Raw genomic sequence first — 17,433 nt, 5'->3', positions numbered from 1 at the left:
CGTTATTTTAGTTATAATGAAGGAGTTAATTGGATGGAACATACAAAATTTGAAAGATTTGATTTGAAGCCGTTTATTATAGATGCAATTAAGAATGAGCTGCAATTTTTTGAACCGACTGAAATTCAAGAAAGACTTATACCGAGTATTAAAAGAGGAGAAAGTGCAATTGGACAATCACAAACTGGTACTGGTAAAACGCATGCGTATCTTATTCCTTTAATAAATAATCTCAACCCTGAAATGCAAAATGTCCAAATTGTTATTACTGCGCCGACCCGTGAATTAGCGACACAAATTTATAAAGAAGCACTTAAACTCACTAGTGATGTTGAAGGAATTTCTGTTAAATGTTTTATCGGAGGAACAGACAAGCAGCGTGCCATTGAAAAATTAAAATCTCAGCCACAAATCGTTGTTGGAACACCGGGAAGAGTGAATGATCTTGTAAAAGAACAAGCTCTATTTGTTAATACTGCGAAGGCATTAGTAGTTGATGAAGCTGATTTAATGTTAGATATGGGATTTATTAAAGAAGTAGACGGTATTGCAAGCCATATGCCTGAAAAACTGCAAATGCTTGTTTTCTCAGCAACTATACCTGAAAAATTAAAACCTTTTTTAAAAAAATATTTAGAAAATCCGAAATTTACACATGTTGCACCAAATCAAGCGACAGCACCTAATATTAAGCATGTATTAGTTCCTGCAAGACATCGTGATAAAAGTCAATTAGTATACGAAATGCTGCTTTCTTATAATCCGTATTTAGCTATTGTTTTTACAAATACAAAAAAGCGTGCAGAAGAAGTTGCAGCTGCTTTAGCTGGTAAAGGGTTGAAAGTTGGTCGTATACATGGTGACTTATCACCGAGGGAACGTAGGAAGATGATGACCCAAATTAGTAATCTAGAGTACCAATATGTCGTTGCAACTGACTTGGCAGCAAGGGGTATAGATATTGAAGGTGTAAGCCACATCATTAATTATGAAATTCCAACGACAGAGCTTGAATTTTATATTCACCGTGTCGGCAGAACAGCAAGGGCAGGCAGCTCAGGAATTGCAGCAACTTTATATGACCCATCTGATGATGATGCTTTAGTGAAATTAGAGAAAATGGGCATCGAGTTTGTTAACATGGATCTTGTTAAGGGAGAATGGCGTGAGCTTGAAGATAGAAATCGACGCCATAAACGTAAAAGACAAGAAAATGAAGTAGATAAAGCAGCAAAGAGTATCGTTCAAAAGCCTAAGAAGGTAAAACCAGGCTATAAAAAGAAAATGAGTCAAGAGATGGAGCAATTTAAGAAAAGACAGAGACGTTTAAACAGAAAAGGGAAGTAGAAGTAGAAGGGAAAGGGTAAGATGTTAAAAATCGGATCACATGTTTCAATGAGCGGGAAGAAAATGCTTTTAGGCTCAAGTGAAGAAGCGGTCTCATATGGTGCAAATACATTTATGATTTATACAGGTGCACCACAAAATACGAGAAGAAAGAAAATAGAAGAATTAAACATAGAAGCAGGATTTGTTCATATGAAAGAGCATGGAATTGAAGAAATCATCGTTCACGCTCCGTATATTATTAATATAGCAAATACGACAAATCCGGCTACATTTGAATTAGGTGTAGATTTTCTTCGTTCTGAAATCGCAAGAACAGAAGCGCTTGGTGCAAGACAAATTGTACTTCATCCCGGTGCGCATGTAGGTGCAGGTGCTGAAACTGGTATTAAAAAAATTATTGAAGGTTTAAATGAAGTGATCGAGAAAGAGCAGAATGTCCAAATTGCCTTGGAAACAATGGCTGGAAAAGGCTCAGAATGTGGGCGGTCATTTGAAGAGCTTGCACAAATTATTGATGGTGTAACGTATAACGAGCATTTATCTGTTTGTTTTGATACATGTCATATACATGATGCAGGCTATGATATTATTAATGATTTTGATGGAGTTTTAAACGAATTTGACAAAATAGTTGGCATTGACAGGATTAAGGTTCTGCATATCAATGATAGTAAAAATCCATGTGGTGCAAGTAAGGACCGTCATGAAAATATCGGTTTTGGTCATATTGGTTTTGAAGCTCTTAGTAAAATTGTTCACCATCCACAACTAATGAGCGTTCCGAAGATTTTAGAAACGCCCTTTGTTGGAGAGGATAAAAAAGATAAAAAACCTCCATATAAATTTGAAATTAATATGCTGAAGGAAAAACAATTTGACAGTGATGTGCTTGAGAAGATCTTAAATGCTTAAATAATAGGAAGAGGATGTCTTGAAACAATATGGACATCCTCTCATTAAGTAATAATTAGTTTACCTTATGAATTGGAGGAAAATTTTGTTTACTTCCTGTGCTGTTTTAACAGAAGTAATCCCTGCAATTTGTTTAAGTAAGTTAGCCCGTTCCTCGTCATTATAAATATCAATATTTTGCCCATTAATTAATTTAACTATCTCATTTGCTTGTGGACGACTAATAGAAATGCGGTGTTTTTTTGCTAATTGAAGTAATTCGTCGGCAGTTAAGTTATTTACCTTCTGATTAATCATTTTTTTAAGGAAATTCACATTTGTTACCTCCTTTCTTAGGCAGTCTATGAATTATATGAGAAAAGGTGCAAAATAAGCAGATGAAAGAATTTCTTTACAATCAAATGAACCTCATATATAATTCTTATGTTATAATGTAATGAAAGATGAGAAATAAATCGTAATGATTCTTAATTTTGTGAAAGGGTGAACTAAGTTGAAGCGGCCAATTATTGAAATTAATAATTTATCTTTCACATATGAACATCAAACTGTGCTTGAACATATTGATTTAATTGTTGAAGAAGGTTCTTTTCTAGGACTGGTTGGACCTAATGGCTCTGGGAAAACAACATTATTAAAATGTGTACTTGGATTATTAAAGTCAAAATCAGGTGAAATCCGTTTATTTGGAACTCCGATAAATGAGTTTAAAAATTGGCATGAAATAGGTTTTGTGTCACAGAAAGCAAATAGCTTTAATACTGGCTTTCCAGCATCGGTTTTTGAAGTCGTGTCAAGTGGATTAACTTCTAAGCTTGGCCTTTTTAAATTTTTGGGAAAAGAAGACAAAGAGAAAGTATACAAGGCGATCGCTGCTGTTGGAATGAGTGATTTTTCAAAGCGGAATATAGGGGAGCTGTCAGGGGGACAGCAGCAACGTGTCTTTATAGCCCGTGCACTCGTCAGCGATCCTAAATTATTGATTTTAGATGAACCTACAGTCGGTGTCGATGCAAAAACGGTTCAGCAGTTTTATGATTTATTAAAAGAATTAAATGATAAATTGAATATAACACTTATTTTAGTTACACATGATATCGGTACAATTACAGATAAAGTAACCCATGTTGCCTGTTTAAATAAACATTTACATTTTCATGGGAATTCCGAACAATTTGAATTAACAAAAGATCATGAACTTGCTGAGTTTTATGGGCATTCGCTGCAATTATTAACACATGATCATGCCCATTAATATGGAGGCTTTATATGTTAAGTAATATTTTTCAATATGAATTTTTACAAAATGCATTTATATCAGGAGTAATTATAGGTTTAATCGCACCATTATTAGGTGTATACGTCGTCGTAAGAAGATTATCTTTAATCGCTGATGCTTTAAGCCATGTCACACTTGCAGGTATAGCAGCAAGTCTTTTATTAGAAAAGAAATTCAGCGGTTTTTCAGGTTTGAATCCAGTTTACTTAGGTATGGGGTTTTCTGTAACTGGTGCTGTACTTATTGAGAAGCTTCGAACTGTTTATAAACATTATCAGGAACTTGCCATTCCAATTATTTTATCAAGCGGGGTTGGAATAAGTGTTATTTTTATTTCGCTTGCTGATGGTTTTAATACTGATTTATTCAGTTATTTATTCGGCAGTGTCAGTGCGGTTACAAGAACGGATATGTGGGTAATCGTTCTTATTGCATTGTTTGTGCTAGCTGTTATTTTTTTATTGTATAAAGAATTATTTCTTCTTTCATTTGATGAAGAGCATGCAAAGGCATCGGGAATTAAGGCGAAATGGCTGCATCTTATTTTTATATTGACAGTCGCACTAGTTATCGCATCTTCGATGAGAATTGTAGGAATCTTACTTGTCTCTTCACTTATGACATTGCCTGTTGCAGCAAGTATTCGTATTGCAAAAGGATTTAAGCAAACGATATTCTTCTCTGTACTATTCGGTGAACTATCTGTTATCATTGGTTTATACTTAGCATATTACTTGGATTTAGCACCAGGAGGCACGATCGTTGTCCTATCTGTTCTAATTCTCATTATTACAATAATAGCGACAAAATTTAAAAGAGCACATTAATTTTGTCAATATGCAGACTTGCCTATAGCTAAAAGGAGTAGAGATTTATGAATGTTCAAGAAGCTTTAGACTTGTTAAAAGATAAAGGATATAAATATACGAGTAAGAGGGAAGAAATGCTGCAATTATTTGCTGATTCAGATAAATATTTGACAGCAAAGGATGTTTTAGAGGCGTTAAAGGAAAATTACCCTGGTCTTAGTTTCGATACGATTTACCGAAACTTATCTCTTTTTGCCGATCTCGGTATTTTTGAAACGACTGAACTATCGGGGGAAAAGCATTTTCGTTATACTTGCGATGCGGGGCATCATCACCATCATTTTATTTGTTTAAAATGCGGTAAGACGAAAGAAATTGGATTATGTCCAATGGAAAAATTAAATGAGGATTTAGCTGGTTATGATATTAGCGGGCATAAGTTCGAAATATATGGAACATGTCCTGGCTGTGTATAATATTCAATTTAAAAAAGGCTTGTAAAATCTATATGGATTTTACAAGCCTTTTTACTTACACGGTTTGCGGTGTGCTGTACCAATGATTTACCCATTGTTTTGCTTCAAGCCAGTTATTAGCACGGATAACGTTTTTAGGAACAGGATCTTGGTTATATGGAGTATTAAATAAAATAACAGGAATGTTATGTTCCTCACTAATCATGCAGGCATTATCATGTTTATCTTCAAAGAAAACAGATATTTCATGCTTTTTTACTGCAGCTAATTTATCATGGTTGCCTACAAGCTCAATATGATCATAATTAATTTCATTTTGAAGGAACCAATTATTCGTAATTTCATGCAAATGCTTGCGCCTTGCACTTATGAAAATAAGCTGATGTTGCTGCTTCCATTCATCAAGCACAGCCTTCGCATATTGAGCTAATGGGGCTTCACGATAAATAATAGGCTCATTATCATCCATCCATTTCCAGAAATCCAGTTCAGTAATATTCAAAACTTTTGTTAAATCGTATTCCACTATATCATCCAGTGTAAGCTTTTTTCCAAAAGATTTATTTAAGTATGGAACGAAAGCATCTGGTGATGTAACAGTACCGTCAATATCAATTCCTAATCTTAACATAAGTGTTCGCTCCTTCGAAGTATATCTAAACATTAGTTTACCATAACGGTTTTGTCAAAAACAGAAAACTTTAACAGTCATAGTAATATGAATTATATCCTATACTATAACTGCTCCTTTAAATTAGAAAGCGAGGGATTTTAAGTGGCAGATGAAAGAAACAACTATCATGATAGTATGAATCGTTATGATAACCTAAATAACCCTAATTATAAGGGTGTCGAACCAATTGATACAGATAATTATAACGAGGAAACAGCTGCCGAAGTCGCCGCTCCAGTTAACTTAAACAGAGATTATGACCGAACTGACATAGCTGATAATACGGAAGCAGGAACTGGAAGAGGATTGGGATTTTTTGCTTTAGCACTATCAATCATCTCCCTATTCGTATTCCCGGTATTTCTTGGGGCAGTCGGCATTATTGTCGGATTTATTGCAAGAAGAAGAGGAGCAGAAGGATTAGGTATGTGGGCTATCGGCTTAGGGGCTGCATCAATCATTTTAAGATTATTTGTTATGCCGTTTTTCTAAGCATGTAAATAGGAAAACTTATTTAAAGAAATTGAAAAAGGTGATCTCTGTCTGGAACAGGGATCATCTTTTTTAATTGTGCCCGTATTAGAGCATCCTAGTATAAAAATAAGGAAGCCATTTATCTGTTTCATCAGAAAATGACTTCCTTTTAAATATTTCTTTACAATGCATATGAAGAGTTTATTTTTCTAAAGCTTGTTTAGCAAAATATTCCTCAGCGATTTTATCGATTTCTTTTTTCAATTCTTCAACCATTGTTTCTTCTGGTACTTTTCTTACAATTTCTCCTTTTCGGAAAAGTAAACCTTCTCCTCGTGCTCCCGCTATACCAATATCAGCTTCACGAGCTTCTCCGGGACCATTTACAGCGCAGCCTAGAACCGCAACTTTAATTGGTGCTTTAATAGTTGAAATATATTCCTCGACTTCATTGGCAATACTGATTAAATCAATCTCAATTCGCCCACAAGTCGGACATGAAATTAATGTAGCCGCATTTGAAGCAAGACCAAATGATTTAAGAAGCTCACGGGCAACTTTTACTTCTTCGACTGGGTCAGCACTTAAAGAAATTCGAAGTGTATTTCCAATGCCCTTGTTTAAAATAACACCTAAACCGGCAGCACTTTTTACTGTTCCAGCAAATAATGTTCCTGATTCAGTTATTCCTAAATGCAGAGGATAGTCAAAAGCCCTCGCGGCTTTTTCATATGCCTCGATTGCTAAATTTACGTCCGATGCCTTCATAGAAACGATAATGTCGTAAAAATCTAAATCTTCTAGAATTTTTATATGATGTAACGCACTTTCGACCATTCCGTCAGCGGTTGGATATCCATATTTTTCAAGTATTCTTTTCTCCAAAGAACCTGCATTTACACCGATTCGGATAGGAATACCACGTTCTTTAGCTGCTTTAACGACAGCTTCCACTTTTTCTTTACGCCCGATATTACCTGGGTTAATTCTAATTTTATCTGCTCCACCTTCGATTGCTTTTAATGCCAGTTTATAATCGAAATGGATATCAACAACTAATGGAATATTAATTCTTTTCTTTATTTCAGCAATTGCATTGGCAGCCCGCTCATCTGGACAAGCGACTCTGACAATTTGACAGCCCGCTTCTTCCAAGCGGTGTATTTCAGCAACTGTTGCTTCCACATCATGTGTTTTAGTCGTCGTCATACTTTGGATGAAGAGCTCATTGCTCCCACCGATAGTTAAGTTTCCGACCTTTACTGGACGGGTTTTAGTACGATGTATGATTTCACTCACGTGTAAATCTCTCCTTAAAAAAGAACTCAAATATAATAAGAATGCTTTTTTTAGTATGTTCCAACATTTATTGTATAGGACGTCTTAATGATTGACAAGGAATTAATATCGAAATTGCTTTTTATAAACTTAAAATTCCAGAATAGTATTATTTACCCTTCCATTGATAGCTGTTTAGTGAATAATCATTTGTCTATTGCTGTTTTTCAAAATCATTAGGAGGGAGACTTATCATCGGTAGAATAAATAGGGAATTTATATGTTTTTCCAACTTTGATTGCTTCTACTTTTTGATTCGGATTTAATTGTTCAAAATCCTCTACAATTTTTTCAATTGATACTGGGAGGGAAGATTTATACTTCATTTCCATAATTGATAATACTGTATCACCCTGTTTTATTTGTAATTCAAAATATTTCTTTTTCTCTTGTTTTACAGGTGTAGAATGGTTCAATGTCGCTGCTGAGGGAAGAGTTCCGACAGTAAAATCATAATAAATAATATAAATAAGAAATAAAGCAATTAGGACAGTAAATAACTTTTTCACTTTTAGACCCCCTAAAAAAATCTCATTCAAGCATATGCTTGTCCACTAGGATAAATTCCTGAAATGCAATGAAATTTCTATATAAATGGAGGACTTTTATTTCATATTTTAAATTTCGAATCTGATTAGTCATTGATCATAAAAATAATTCGTAATTCGACAAAATTTGAGAAAGTTTAACATACTCTTTACAGTAACTTAATATTTCCCTGTCATACTGCATTTAGTACTATGTGAAAGGGTGTCAATATGAGGAAAGTACTTAAATTTATAGCTGTTATGAAGAAGAGGATAGATGAAATTAATGCTAAAGTAGGTATTTTAAATAAAATAGGCTTGAAAGCAAGACTGTTAATTTTAGTATTACCATTACTTATTACATCCATAAGCGTAGTTGGCTTTACTTCTTACTCAAAGGCAAAAGAAACCACGATGAGCACGATTGAAAACAGGCTCAAACGAGAAGTGAATATTACATACGAAATTGTAGCGAATTTAGCCTTTGCATATGTGGGGGATGAGACTGGATTAAATAAAAGGATAGAAAAGGTTGTACTTCCTAAGCAAGCATCTCAACTTTTAAATGATGGCTTAGCAGCAGACTTTTTTCTTATTCAAAATGAAAAAGCAGCTCCTCTAAAGATCAGTAAAAATACGAAGCTTAAAATCGAGAAAGAGGTAATTAATAAAATAAAAAAACATAATGGAAATCTCATTCATGTCAAAATGGATGGGACAGCATATACGATTGCATATCAAGATATTCAAGAATTAAAAGGGACATATTTAATCGTTGTACCGACAGAGAAATATATGGCCTCTATAAATGAACTCGCAGACTTTACTGGCTTGATCGTTATTGTAAGTGCACTTATAGCTTCGCTTGCACTTATTATGCTAGTTAGAAGTTTAGTAAAGCCGTTATCTATTTTAAGTTCAACTATGCTTCGTGTTAATAATGGAAATCTATCAGAGAATATTCCGATCAATACATCTGTTCCGGAAATCGTTTCTTTAATTAATAGCTATCATCAAATGATGGAACAAATGATAAAAATGATAAAAAATATTAATTTAACAACAGCAGATTTATTTACGACAGGAGAACAATTAAAAGTGGCATCTGAAGATGTGCTCTTGCAAAATAATCAATTAATGGAATCAATTAAGGTTGTAAAATGCGGTGCGGAACAAACAGCGACAAGCTCGGATGAAAATGTTGTTACCTTTCAGCAAATGAAAAATGATATACAACTCGTTTTAAGCAATATGAAGTATTTGTTCAGCAGTGCTTCTGATATGAATGTATCAGCTAATAAAGGTAATAGCCGGATTGCGGAAATGATTGACACGATGGATAAATTTGAAAAAGAATTTGAGGAAATGACAAATACGATCATTGGAGTCAAAGATAATTCTATAACGATAACGAAGGTTGTAGGAATTATTCAGTCAATTGCTGAACAGACAAAACTTTTAGCTTTAAATGCAACGATTGAAGCGGCACGTGCAGGAGAAGCTGGTAAAGGTTTTGCTATTGTGGCAAAAGAAGTGAAAAAATTAGCAGATCAATCTTCGAAGGCTACAGAGGATATTAACGAATCAATTCGACAAATGGAAAGTATTTCAGAAAAAGCGTCCGAGGAATTTAAATCTATGCTCGTTAATATTAAATCTCATTTAAGGGTGGCGAATGATTCAAGGGAGTCTTTTGATGATTTAATGATAGAAATTGAAAATGTGAATGGTAAACTTTCAAATATGAGAGAGAACTTACAGCACTTAGAAAATAAATTACCGGAAATAGAACTTTCCGCTGAGCATTTTGTTTCTGTGTCACAGGAAACATTAGCAAGTGCTGAACAAATGCAGGAAATATCGGATAGTCAAATAGAACAAATTACGCGTACGCATGAGATGGGTCTAAAATTAACAGATTTATCAACAGAATTAGCAGGTAGTACGAAACAATTCAAAATTACATAAAGTATAATAAAAATAGTAGCACAGACCTTTGTAAAGGTTTGTGCTACTATTTTTTATAGGAAGAGCTTATGATTTGTAAGAAAATCTCTTATATTCTTTTATCGATTTTCAATTGGCGGAATTTCTTTTATTACTAAATGTAAGATAATTAAATGAACAAACCAATTAATAGTAAATGCAAATGGTACAACTGCTTGGAATGCATCCATGAATGTAAAGAAAATAGTCGCCATTGTAATGGAGTAGGCAGAAACAATCCAGATCTGCTTGAAATTTAACTTTCGATTAAAAGCGTTTTTGAAAATTATACCAAATAATGCTAATACAGTAATATCAATAAATTTAGTGAATGAATTAACTAGGTACATAATGATAAATAGTATAGCTACCATGAGTGGAACTAAACTATCAAATTGCTTAGTGATTTCTATAAGCTCTTGTTTAGTTAGGTCTTGATTAAGTACTTTGTATTCAAATGGCTGTGACATTCCGTTTGAGACGATAACAAATTTATTTTTTAGAAAAGCAAGGGCATTTTCTTTATTATTTAATTCATTATCTGAATATGTATCAGACGGGTCAAAAATGATAATAAAATTCTCTTTGCGGATTTCGATTGCTTTTCCATCTTCTGAAATGAGGGTTCCATTCTCTATCGAGAAGTTTGGTAATTCATTTTGTAATGTTTTATCAAATTCCTTTAATCCGCTAGCTAGACTATTACCAAAGTAAAAAGCCATAGGCAATGTTGCGATCAAAGAAAGGAGAAAAACGTATAAAATGGTTTTACCGATTCCTTGAAGACGAAACATTGCAATTGTTTTTGGTGAGTAGATACTTTTGACTAATTGTTTAAATATATTCATCCGTAGAGGCACTTCCTTTCAACTTGTCCATTGTTAATTTTATCTTTCAATTGTTAAGAAGACAATAATTTAGCAGATTTTCGCTAAGTATTACATAAAAATATAGAATATAAACCAAAGCATCTGGATCCTATTTTCATTGAGCAATCTTCCTCTATCGCTTTAGGACAGGCAAAAGAAGAAATCCTGAGGATGGGTAAGTTTGCAAAAGTTTGTTTAGAAGGATCAAATGAATATGTGAAAATCGGAATATGTAAGCATGCTGACACTGCAATGCAAGTGGAAGATGCCATTAATAATTTAGACAGAAAGATAACCGATTACCTAGTATTAATTACAAGAAGTGAAATGTCAATTTTTGAATCAGAAGAACATAGCATGCTAATTGATACTGTGAGAGATATTGAAAGAATTGGTGATCACTGTGAAAACTTAATAGAACTCGTTGATTATCAAATAGCAAATAAGGTGAAATTAACAGAATCTACTATGGATGATTTAAAGGAAATGTTCGATATAACAATTGCAGCATTAACTGATGCCATTGCTGCACTGGATGATAAAGATACAGCTTTAGCTACAAAAGTGCTAAAAACAGAAAGACAAATTGATAAGCTTGAAAGAACATTAAGGAAAAAGCATATCCTGCGTATACATGAGGCTGAGTGCACTGGATAGGCAGGGATTGTTTTTGTAGAGATTATTAGTAATCTGGAACGAATCGGTGATCATTGTGTAAATATTGCTGAAGCAGTTTTAGGATATAGAAATTAAAATATTCTTTTTGAAAAATGGAAATAATGTTATAGTGAAGTAAGATTTTATGAGTGGAGGAATATTTTCTTCCACTCATATTTAATTTGCTTACATATGTTTGTTTTTTTGCTATGAGACCGAACGGTGATTTTTATAAAAAAGATAAAGCTCTGAGGAGGGAAAGATGGAAATACTGTATTGGGTGATTGTTATAATAATGTTTATTATCAGCTTCGTAGGACTCGTTTATCCCATTATTCCAAGTGTGGTTTTTATAGTAGGAGGCTTTCTATTATACGGTTTATTTTTTGATTTTAAATCATTTAACTATTTATTCTGGATTATTGAGGGGCTTTTTGTCGCGGTTTTATTTGCAGCAGACTATGTGGCAAATCTTATTGGGATAAAGAAATTCGGCGGTAGCAAAGCAGCGATTTGGGGAAGTACAATTGGACTTTTAGTAGGTCCTTTCGTTATCCCGGTAGTAGGGATTTTAGTAGGTCCTTTCCTTGGTGCAATATTAGCTGAACTCATTGTTCATCAAAAAGATATAAAAACATCAATAAAAATTGGTGCTGGTTCATTAATTGGTTTTATTTCAGGAGTATTTGCAAAAGCAATTATCCAGCTGATGATGATCGGATACTTTTTATTTACTGTTTTATAGAGGGAACATACCCATAATAAACTGGCATCCATTGTTAATAAATAATGAATAATAGCAATTAATAAAATGACGATATGTATATATAGTCGAAGTTTTGGATATTCTGTAGATTGTTCTCAAGCTTTTTCATTGAAAGAAATAAATAATTTTGATAATCTGGATATGTAAACTTATACTATACTTATAAGTTTAAAAAGTTACATACAAAAATTTAGGAGGAATATACACATGGCTTATGAATTACCACAATTACCTTATGCATATGACGCTTTAGAACCACATATCGACAAAGAAACAATGAATATTCACCACACAAAGCATCACAATACTTATATTACAAATGTAAATGCAGCACTTGAAGGTCACCTAGAGCTTGCAAGTAAATCAGTTGAAGAATTAATTTCTGATTTAAATGCTGTACCTGAGTCAATCCGTACTGCTGTTCGCAACAATGGTGGCGGACATGCTAACCACAGCCTTTTCTGGACGCTTCTTTCTCCAAATGGCGGCGGAGAGCCGACTGGTGAGCTTGCAGACGCAATTAACAGCAAGTTTGGCAGCCTTGATAAATTTAAAGAAGAATTTGCTAAAGCAGGTGCAACTCGATTCGGTTCTGGTTGGGCTTGGTTAGTAGTAAATAACGGTGAGTTAGAAGTAACAAGTACTCCAAACCAAGATTCTCCTTTAATGGAAGGTAAAACTCCTATTCTTGGATTAGATGTTTGGGAGCATGCATACTACTTAAATTATCAAAACCGTCGTCCTGACTATATTTCAGCATTCTTTAATGTAGTTAATTGGGATGAAGTTGCAAAGCTTTACAGCGCTGCAAAATAATAAAACACAAGAGCCGGCTTTAAGCCGGCTCTTTTTTTATTCTTTAACTTAATTAAAATTCATTACATATCTCCCTTTTCGATTACGCACACTATAGATTAGAAGTTGAAGGGGAGTTATTTTATGTCTAAATTACAAAGGTTGATCGGTGATGTTGAAGTAAATAGAGATTTAGTTCTTTTATTAGTGATTGGTGGGATGTATGCATTAAGCATTGCGCTTTCCAATACATTTGTTAATGTGTATTTATGGAAACAGTCAGGCGGTAATTTTTTTGATTTAGGCGTGTATAACTTATCAATTGTTATTACACAGCCAATTACATTTATATTAGCTGGAAGAATGGCTAAAAAAATAGACCGCGTTATTGTGTTTAGACTAGGGGTAATTTTTTTAGCAGTATTCTTTTTAACAGTATTAATGATCGGCGATTCGGCAGCGAAGTTTTTACCGGTCATTGGCGGAACACTTGGAATTGGTTATGGCTTTTACTGGCTTGCATTTAATGTACTTACATTTGAAATAACTGAGCCGGAGACGAGAGATTTTTTTAATGGATTTTTAGGAATTCTAACATCTATAGCCGGAATGATTGGTCCTATTATTGCTGGCTTTGTTATTTCCAGGTTAAAGAATTTCACTGGATATACAGTTATTTTTACAATTTCACTTATCCTTTTCTTCGCCGCAGTTGTTGTTAGTTTCTTCTTGAAGCGCAGAAAGGCTGAGGGACAGTATTTATTTAGAAGAATTGTGAAAGAAAGAAAGAATAATCGAAACTGGTCTTTTATTACAACTGCGCATTTCTTTCAGGGTGTTAGAGAAGGTACATTTGCATTCGTCATTAGTGTTTATGTATTCATTACAACAAATAGTGAGCTTGCATTAGGTACATTTAGTTTAGTCAACTCGTCTGTTGCGTTCGTAAGTTATTATTTAGCAACGAGATTAATTAAGAAAGATATGAGGAAAAAAGCAGTACTGTTTGGAGGAGTATTGCTATATATATCGACATTTTTACTTTTCTTTGATCTAACATATGTAAAATTATTAACTTATGCTGTATTGATCGGTATCGGTTATCCAATTTTATTAGTCCCATATTCTTCTCTAACATATGATGTTATTGGACGATCCTGGAATGCTGCACAAGCGAGGATAGAATATATTGTTGTTCGGGAACTTTTTTTAAATGTAGGACGATTTTTCTCTATTGTATGTTTTATTATCGCTGTGAGCTTTTTTAATGAAAAGGTAAGTATGCCGATATTATTATCTACTGTAGGTATAGGGCATGCGGTAATTTACTTATATATAAGAAAAATTAATTTGCAAAGTGATCATGAACATATAGATGAAGGAGAACAGGAGCAGATGACAAAGGCCAAGCTAGCTGATAGTGAGGGATAAGACTGACAAGTTTGTCAGTCTTTTTTTATGTCAAATTAGTATTGTTCCCAAAAAAGAGCATAATACGACAAAATCTCTTTTGAATTTACAAAACCTTTACAATTTATTAAAACCTAGTTAATACTAGCCCGTTATTATTTTATTTGTAAGACAGACATTATAAGAGAATTTATTTAGGGGGAAGAAAAATGAAAAGCTTTAAATTTTTAGCAATGTCTATTATGCTTTCTGCATTGCTTGCATTTGCAGCAGCTTGTGGAAATGATGAGACAGGTACTACAGGACAAACAGGCGGGGACTCTAAACAAACTGAAAATACAAAAGATAGTGAAGCAGTAGTAGAAGGTGAAGTAGGTGTTGACGGTTCTTCTACTGTTGGACCAATCGGTGAAGCAGTTTCAGAAGAATTCTCTACTGAACATAGCGGTGTAAAAGCACCAATTGGAATTTCTGGTACAGGTGGCGGATTCAAACGTTTCACAGCTGGTGAAACTGATATCTCTCAAGCATCACGCCCAATTAAAGACGAAGAAATAGCTCTTGCTAAAGAAAAGGGAATTGAATATACAGAATTTAAAGTTGCATTCGACGGAATCACTGTCGTAGTTAATAAAGATAACGATTTTGTTGATAAATTATCTACAGATGATCTAAAGAAACTGTGGGTTGAAGATGGAAAAGCTAAAAAATGGTCAGATATCAATCCTGACTGGCCTGCTGAAGAAGTGAAATTCTTCTCTCCAGGGACAGATTCTGGAACTTATGATTACTTTGACGAAGTAGTATTAGATGAGCAGCAAGTTGTTAAAAACGCAACTCTATCTGAAGATGATAACGTACTTGTTAAAGGTGTTACAGGCGACAAAAATGCAATTGGTTTCTTTGGATACTCTTACTATTTAGAAAATAAAGAAACTTTAAAAGCTGTTCCTGTTGTAAATGAGGCTGGCCAAGCTGTAGAGCCTAACAGTGACACGATTGAAAATGGTGAATACAATCCGTTATCACGTCCATTATTCATTTATGTAAATAACGCTTCAATTAAAGATAAAGCACAAGTGTATGAGTATGTGAAATTCTATCTAGAAAATGCTGGAACATTAGCTCCTGAAGTTGGTTATGTAAGTCTTCCAGAAGAAGAATACAAAAAACAACTTGAAACTTTAGAAGGCTTAAAATAATCATACAACAAGATAGATGAGAAGCGGGAAGTGATTGCTTCTCATCTATCTATTCATTTGGAAAGGGGTTATTCAAATGGCACTACCAAGCAGTTACAATGTGCGTGAGCTTATAAAAGAGAAAAAATCAAAGAAAAGCGCCGCTCAGATTGTAGAAAAAGCCGTACCGTCATTATTATTTGTATTAGCTTTCATTTCAATTTTAACAACAATTGGTATTGTGTTAACACTTATTTTTGAAACAATTACATTCTTTACTCGTGTATCAATACTTGATTTCTTTACACAAAAAGAATGGTACCCATTTTTTGAGGGAAATGCTTCATACGGGATTATGGCTTTAATTTCAGGAACATTATTAGTAACAGTTATTGCTGTTATTGTTGCGGTCCCGATAGGCTTAGCCTCAGCTATTTTCTTGAGTGAATATGCTTCAGATCGAACTAGAAGAATAATTAAACCGATATTAGAAGTTTTAGCAGGAATACCTACGATTGTATATGGTTTCTTTGCATTAACATTCGTTACACCGATTTTACAGAAGATCATTCCTGATTTAGGTATATTTAACGCGCTAAGTCCGGGTATTGTTGTAGGTATTATGATTGTACCTATGATTGCTTCCTTGTCAGAGGATGCGATGAGCTCGGTTCCAAGTTCTATGCGTCAAGGAGCGTTGGCATTAGGTGCAACAAAGCTGGAAGTATCATTAAAGGTTGTATTGCCTGCTGCAATATCAGGTATTGTTGCATCATTTGTATTAGGGATTTCCCGGGTAATCGGTGAAACAATGATCGTTACATTAGCAGGTGGAGCAACTCCAAAACTAACATTTGATCCAACTGAATCAATTCAAACGATGACTGCTTATATTGTACAAGTCAGCTCAGGTGATGCTGGATATGGAACTACAGTTTATTACAGTATTTATGCAGTTGGAATGACGTTATTTGTCTTCACTCTTGCGATGAATGTTTTAGCACAGTTTATTTCCCGCCGTTTTAGGGAGGAATATTAAAATGAAATTAATTAATCAGGAACAAGTAGCAAAAAACATGGGGAGCCGTTTAATAAAAAACCAGATTTTTAAAGGTTTATTCTTGATTGCAACTTCAATAGCCCTCATTGTTTTAGGAATATTATTATATCGGATATTCACTCAAGGATTTAGTTATTTAACAGCAGATTTCTTCCAAAACTTTGCGTCGCGCAGACCAGGAAGTTCAGGAATTAAGGCTGCTTTAATCGGTTCTCTATGGATTATGGGAGTTACGATTCCAATCTCTTTAATTTTAGCTGTCGGTACAGCAATCTATTTAGAAGAATATGCAAAAAAAGGAAAACTAACTACCTTTATCCAAACAAATATTGCGAACTTAGCTGGAGTTCCATCTATCGTATTCGGTTTACTTGGTTTAACTGTATTCGTCCGATTTTTTGATTTAGGCAGAAGTATCTTAGCGGGTGGTTTAACAATGGCATTGCTAATTTTACCTGTGATCGTTGTTGCATCCCAAGAGGCAATTCGCTCTGTGCCTAAAGATATGCGTGAGGCATCGTACGGTATGGGAGCAACGAAATGGCAGACGATTTTAAGAGTTGTTTTGCCAGCAGCAATTCCAGGAATTTTAACTGGAAGCATTCTTGCCTTTTCTAGAGCAATTGGTGAAACTGCCCCACTTCTTGTAGTTGGAGCATTTGCATTTGTTAACTATTTACCAGAAAACGTAATGAGTACATTTACAATTATGCCTATTCAAATTTACAACTGGGCATCAAGACCGCAGCTTGAATTCCAGTATGTTGCTGCAGCGGGGATCATTGTCCTGTTCATCTTCTTAATTGTAATGAATGCAACAGCTGTATTTATTCGAAATAAGTTTCAAAAACGTTATTAATCTTTTATAAGG

The 17,433-nt window shown here is 34.2% G+C and carries 18 protein-coding genes and 1 pseudogene; 14 read left to right on the top strand and 5 right to left on the bottom strand.

From position 1 onward, the window contains the following. Nucleotides 1-33: 33 nt before the first annotated feature. A complete protein-coding gene (locus BFA01S_RS02015) occupies nucleotides 34-1,347 on the top strand; it encodes a DEAD/DEAH box helicase (protein WP_066225192.1) in 1,314 nt (437 codons plus the stop codon). Between the two features lie 21 nt (nucleotides 1,348-1,368). Further along, on the top strand, nucleotides 1,369-2,262 hold the full coding sequence (locus BFA01S_RS02010) for a deoxyribonuclease IV (RefSeq protein ID WP_066225190.1): 894 nt from the start codon (nucleotides 1,369-1,371) through the stop codon (nucleotides 2,260-2,262). Between the two features lie 60 nt (nucleotides 2,263-2,322). On the opposite strand, the gene BFA01S_RS02005 is transcribed toward BFA01S_RS02010, so the two are convergent. Further along, the gene (locus BFA01S_RS02005; protein ID WP_066225189.1) at nucleotides 2,323-2,577 is read right to left on the bottom strand and encodes a DUF2624 domain-containing protein; all 255 of its coding nucleotides are present in this window, start codon (nucleotides 2,575-2,577) and stop codon (nucleotides 2,323-2,325) included. Between the two features lie 178 nt (nucleotides 2,578-2,755). Between BFA01S_RS02005 and BFA01S_RS02000 the strand changes: the two genes are divergently transcribed. The 3 genes from BFA01S_RS02000 to zur are packed head-to-tail and all read left to right on the top strand — an operon-like array spanning nucleotide 2,756 to nucleotide 4,826. Next, complete coding sequence (locus tag BFA01S_RS02000; protein WP_066225187.1) at nucleotides 2,756-3,517, top strand: metal ABC transporter ATP-binding protein; 762 nt, start codon at nucleotides 2,756-2,758, stop codon at nucleotides 3,515-3,517. Nucleotides 3,518-3,531: 14 nt separating this feature from the next. Continuing rightward, nucleotides 3,532-4,368, top strand: a complete 837-nt coding sequence (locus BFA01S_RS01995) for a metal ABC transporter permease (RefSeq protein WP_066225184.1) — start codon at nucleotides 3,532-3,534, stop codon at nucleotides 4,366-4,368. Between the two features lie 47 nt (nucleotides 4,369-4,415). Continuing rightward, nucleotides 4,416-4,826 carry a zinc uptake transcriptional repressor Zur gene (gene zur / locus BFA01S_RS01990; RefSeq protein WP_066225183.1) on the top strand — a complete coding sequence of 137 codons (411 nt, stop codon included), beginning with the start codon at nucleotides 4,416-4,418 and terminating at the stop codon, nucleotides 4,824-4,826. 55 nt (nucleotides 4,827-4,881) lie between these two features. Here zur and BFA01S_RS01985 read toward each other — a convergent pair whose 3' ends face one another. Further along, nucleotides 4,882-5,457, bottom strand: coding sequence for a hypothetical protein (locus BFA01S_RS01985; protein ID WP_066225179.1), 576 nt, complete (start codon nucleotides 5,455-5,457; stop codon nucleotides 4,882-4,884). Between the two features lie 177 nt (nucleotides 5,458-5,634). Between BFA01S_RS01985 and BFA01S_RS01980 the strand changes: the two genes are divergently transcribed. Continuing rightward, nucleotides 5,635-5,991 (top strand): DUF4190 domain-containing protein, encoded by a 357-nt coding sequence (locus tag BFA01S_RS01980; RefSeq protein WP_066225308.1) that lies wholly within the window; start codon nucleotides 5,635-5,637, stop codon nucleotides 5,989-5,991. A 183-nt stretch (nucleotides 5,992-6,174) separates the two neighbouring features. Here the strand turns inward: BFA01S_RS01980 and ispG are convergent, their stop codons facing one another. After that, nucleotides 6,175-7,263 carry a flavodoxin-dependent (E)-4-hydroxy-3-methylbut-2-enyl-diphosphate synthase gene (ispG, locus tag BFA01S_RS01975; RefSeq protein ID WP_174521575.1) on the bottom strand — a complete coding sequence of 363 codons (1,089 nt, stop codon included), beginning with the start codon at nucleotides 7,261-7,263 and terminating at the stop codon, nucleotides 6,175-6,177. Between the two features lie 224 nt (nucleotides 7,264-7,487). After that, nucleotides 7,488-7,820 carry a hypothetical protein gene (locus BFA01S_RS01970; RefSeq protein ID WP_066225174.1) on the bottom strand — a complete coding sequence of 111 codons (333 nt, stop codon included), beginning with the start codon at nucleotides 7,818-7,820 and terminating at the stop codon, nucleotides 7,488-7,490. A gap of 249 nt (nucleotides 7,821-8,069) precedes the next feature. Between BFA01S_RS01970 and BFA01S_RS01965 the strand changes: the two genes are divergently transcribed. Next, entirely contained in the window at nucleotides 8,070-9,806 is a 1,737-nt protein-coding gene (locus BFA01S_RS01965) for a methyl-accepting chemotaxis protein (RefSeq protein ID WP_066225173.1), read from the top strand. A gap of 98 nt (nucleotides 9,807-9,904) precedes the next feature. On the opposite strand, the gene BFA01S_RS01960 is transcribed toward BFA01S_RS01965, so the two are convergent. Beyond that, on the bottom strand, nucleotides 9,905-10,672 hold the full coding sequence (locus BFA01S_RS01960) for a DUF1189 domain-containing protein (RefSeq protein ID WP_066225171.1): 768 nt from the start codon (nucleotides 10,670-10,672) through the stop codon (nucleotides 9,905-9,907). Nucleotides 10,673-10,774: 102 nt separating this feature from the next. Here BFA01S_RS01960 and BFA01S_RS01955 point away from each other — a divergent pair. From BFA01S_RS01955 to pstA, 7 genes and pseudogenes are all read left to right on the top strand, one after another. Beyond that, nucleotides 10,775-11,446: pseudogene (locus BFA01S_RS01955) on the top strand (Na/Pi cotransporter family protein); the annotation flags it as partial. A gap of 166 nt (nucleotides 11,447-11,612) precedes the next feature. Beyond that, nucleotides 11,613-12,095, top strand: a complete 483-nt coding sequence (locus BFA01S_RS01950) for a DUF456 domain-containing protein (protein WP_066225166.1) — start codon at nucleotides 11,613-11,615, stop codon at nucleotides 12,093-12,095. A gap of 228 nt (nucleotides 12,096-12,323) precedes the next feature. Continuing rightward, the gene (gene sodA / locus BFA01S_RS01945; protein ID WP_066225164.1) at nucleotides 12,324-12,932 is read left to right on the top strand and encodes a superoxide dismutase SodA; all 609 of its coding nucleotides are present in this window, start codon (nucleotides 12,324-12,326) and stop codon (nucleotides 12,930-12,932) included. Between the two features lie 123 nt (nucleotides 12,933-13,055). Next, a complete protein-coding gene (locus BFA01S_RS01940) occupies nucleotides 13,056-14,342 on the top strand; it encodes an MFS transporter (RefSeq protein WP_066225162.1) in 1,287 nt (428 codons plus the stop codon). A 188-nt stretch (nucleotides 14,343-14,530) separates the two neighbouring features. Next, nucleotides 14,531-15,523, top strand: a complete 993-nt coding sequence (locus BFA01S_RS01935; protein WP_066225160.1) for a PstS family phosphate ABC transporter substrate-binding protein — start codon at nucleotides 14,531-14,533, stop codon at nucleotides 15,521-15,523. 76 nt (nucleotides 15,524-15,599) lie between these two features. Then, nucleotides 15,600-16,541, top strand: a complete 942-nt coding sequence (gene pstC, locus BFA01S_RS01930; protein WP_066225158.1) for a phosphate ABC transporter permease subunit PstC — start codon at nucleotides 15,600-15,602, stop codon at nucleotides 16,539-16,541. A 1-nt stretch (nucleotide 16,542) separates the two neighbouring features. Then, nucleotides 16,543-17,421 carry a phosphate ABC transporter permease PstA gene (gene pstA / locus BFA01S_RS01925; RefSeq protein WP_066225156.1) on the top strand — a complete coding sequence of 293 codons (879 nt, stop codon included), beginning with the start codon at nucleotides 16,543-16,545 and terminating at the stop codon, nucleotides 17,419-17,421. Nucleotides 17,422-17,433: the final 12 nt, after the last annotated feature.

Origin of the sequence: Metabacillus fastidiosus NBRC 101226 (assembly GCF_001591625.1) — a bacterium.
GTDB classification, from domain to species: domain Bacteria; phylum Bacillota; class Bacilli; order Bacillales; family Bacillaceae; genus Metabacillus; species Metabacillus fastidiosus.
This window is presented reverse-complemented; position numbering and strand designations above follow the sequence as displayed.

Coding starts and splice junctions, on each gene's coding strand:
- BFA01S_RS01965 (WP_066225173.1), top strand. CDS start 8,070: ATGAGGAAAGTACTTAAATTTATAGCTGTTATGAAGAAGAGGATAGAT.
- BFA01S_RS02015 (WP_066225192.1), top strand. CDS start 34: ATGGAACATACAAAATTTGAAAGATTTGATTTGAAGCCGTTTATTATA.
- BFA01S_RS01980 (WP_066225308.1), top strand. CDS start 5,635: ATGAATCGTTATGATAACCTAAATAACCCTAATTATAAGGGTGTCGAA.
- BFA01S_RS01985 (WP_066225179.1), bottom strand. CDS start 5,457: ATGTTAAGATTAGGAATTGATATTGACGGTACTGTTACATCACCAGAT.
- BFA01S_RS01940 (WP_066225162.1), top strand. CDS start 13,056: ATGTCTAAATTACAAAGGTTGATCGGTGATGTTGAAGTAAATAGAGAT.
- BFA01S_RS01950 (WP_066225166.1), top strand. CDS start 11,613: ATGGAAATACTGTATTGGGTGATTGTTATAATAATGTTTATTATCAGC.
- pstA (WP_066225156.1), top strand. CDS start 16,543: ATGAAATTAATTAATCAGGAACAAGTAGCAAAAAACATGGGGAGCCGT.
- sodA (WP_066225164.1), top strand. CDS start 12,324: ATGGCTTATGAATTACCACAATTACCTTATGCATATGACGCTTTAGAA.
- BFA01S_RS02010 (WP_066225190.1), top strand. CDS start 1,369: ATGTTAAAAATCGGATCACATGTTTCAATGAGCGGGAAGAAAATGCTT.
- BFA01S_RS01995 (WP_066225184.1), top strand. CDS start 3,532: ATGTTAAGTAATATTTTTCAATATGAATTTTTACAAAATGCATTTATA.
- BFA01S_RS01960 (WP_066225171.1), bottom strand. CDS start 10,672: ATGAATATATTTAAACAATTAGTCAAAAGTATCTACTCACCAAAAACA.
- zur (WP_066225183.1), top strand. CDS start 4,416: ATGAATGTTCAAGAAGCTTTAGACTTGTTAAAAGATAAAGGATATAAA.
- pstC (WP_066225158.1), top strand. CDS start 15,600: ATGGCACTACCAAGCAGTTACAATGTGCGTGAGCTTATAAAAGAGAAA.
- BFA01S_RS01935 (WP_066225160.1), top strand. CDS start 14,531: ATGAAAAGCTTTAAATTTTTAGCAATGTCTATTATGCTTTCTGCATTG.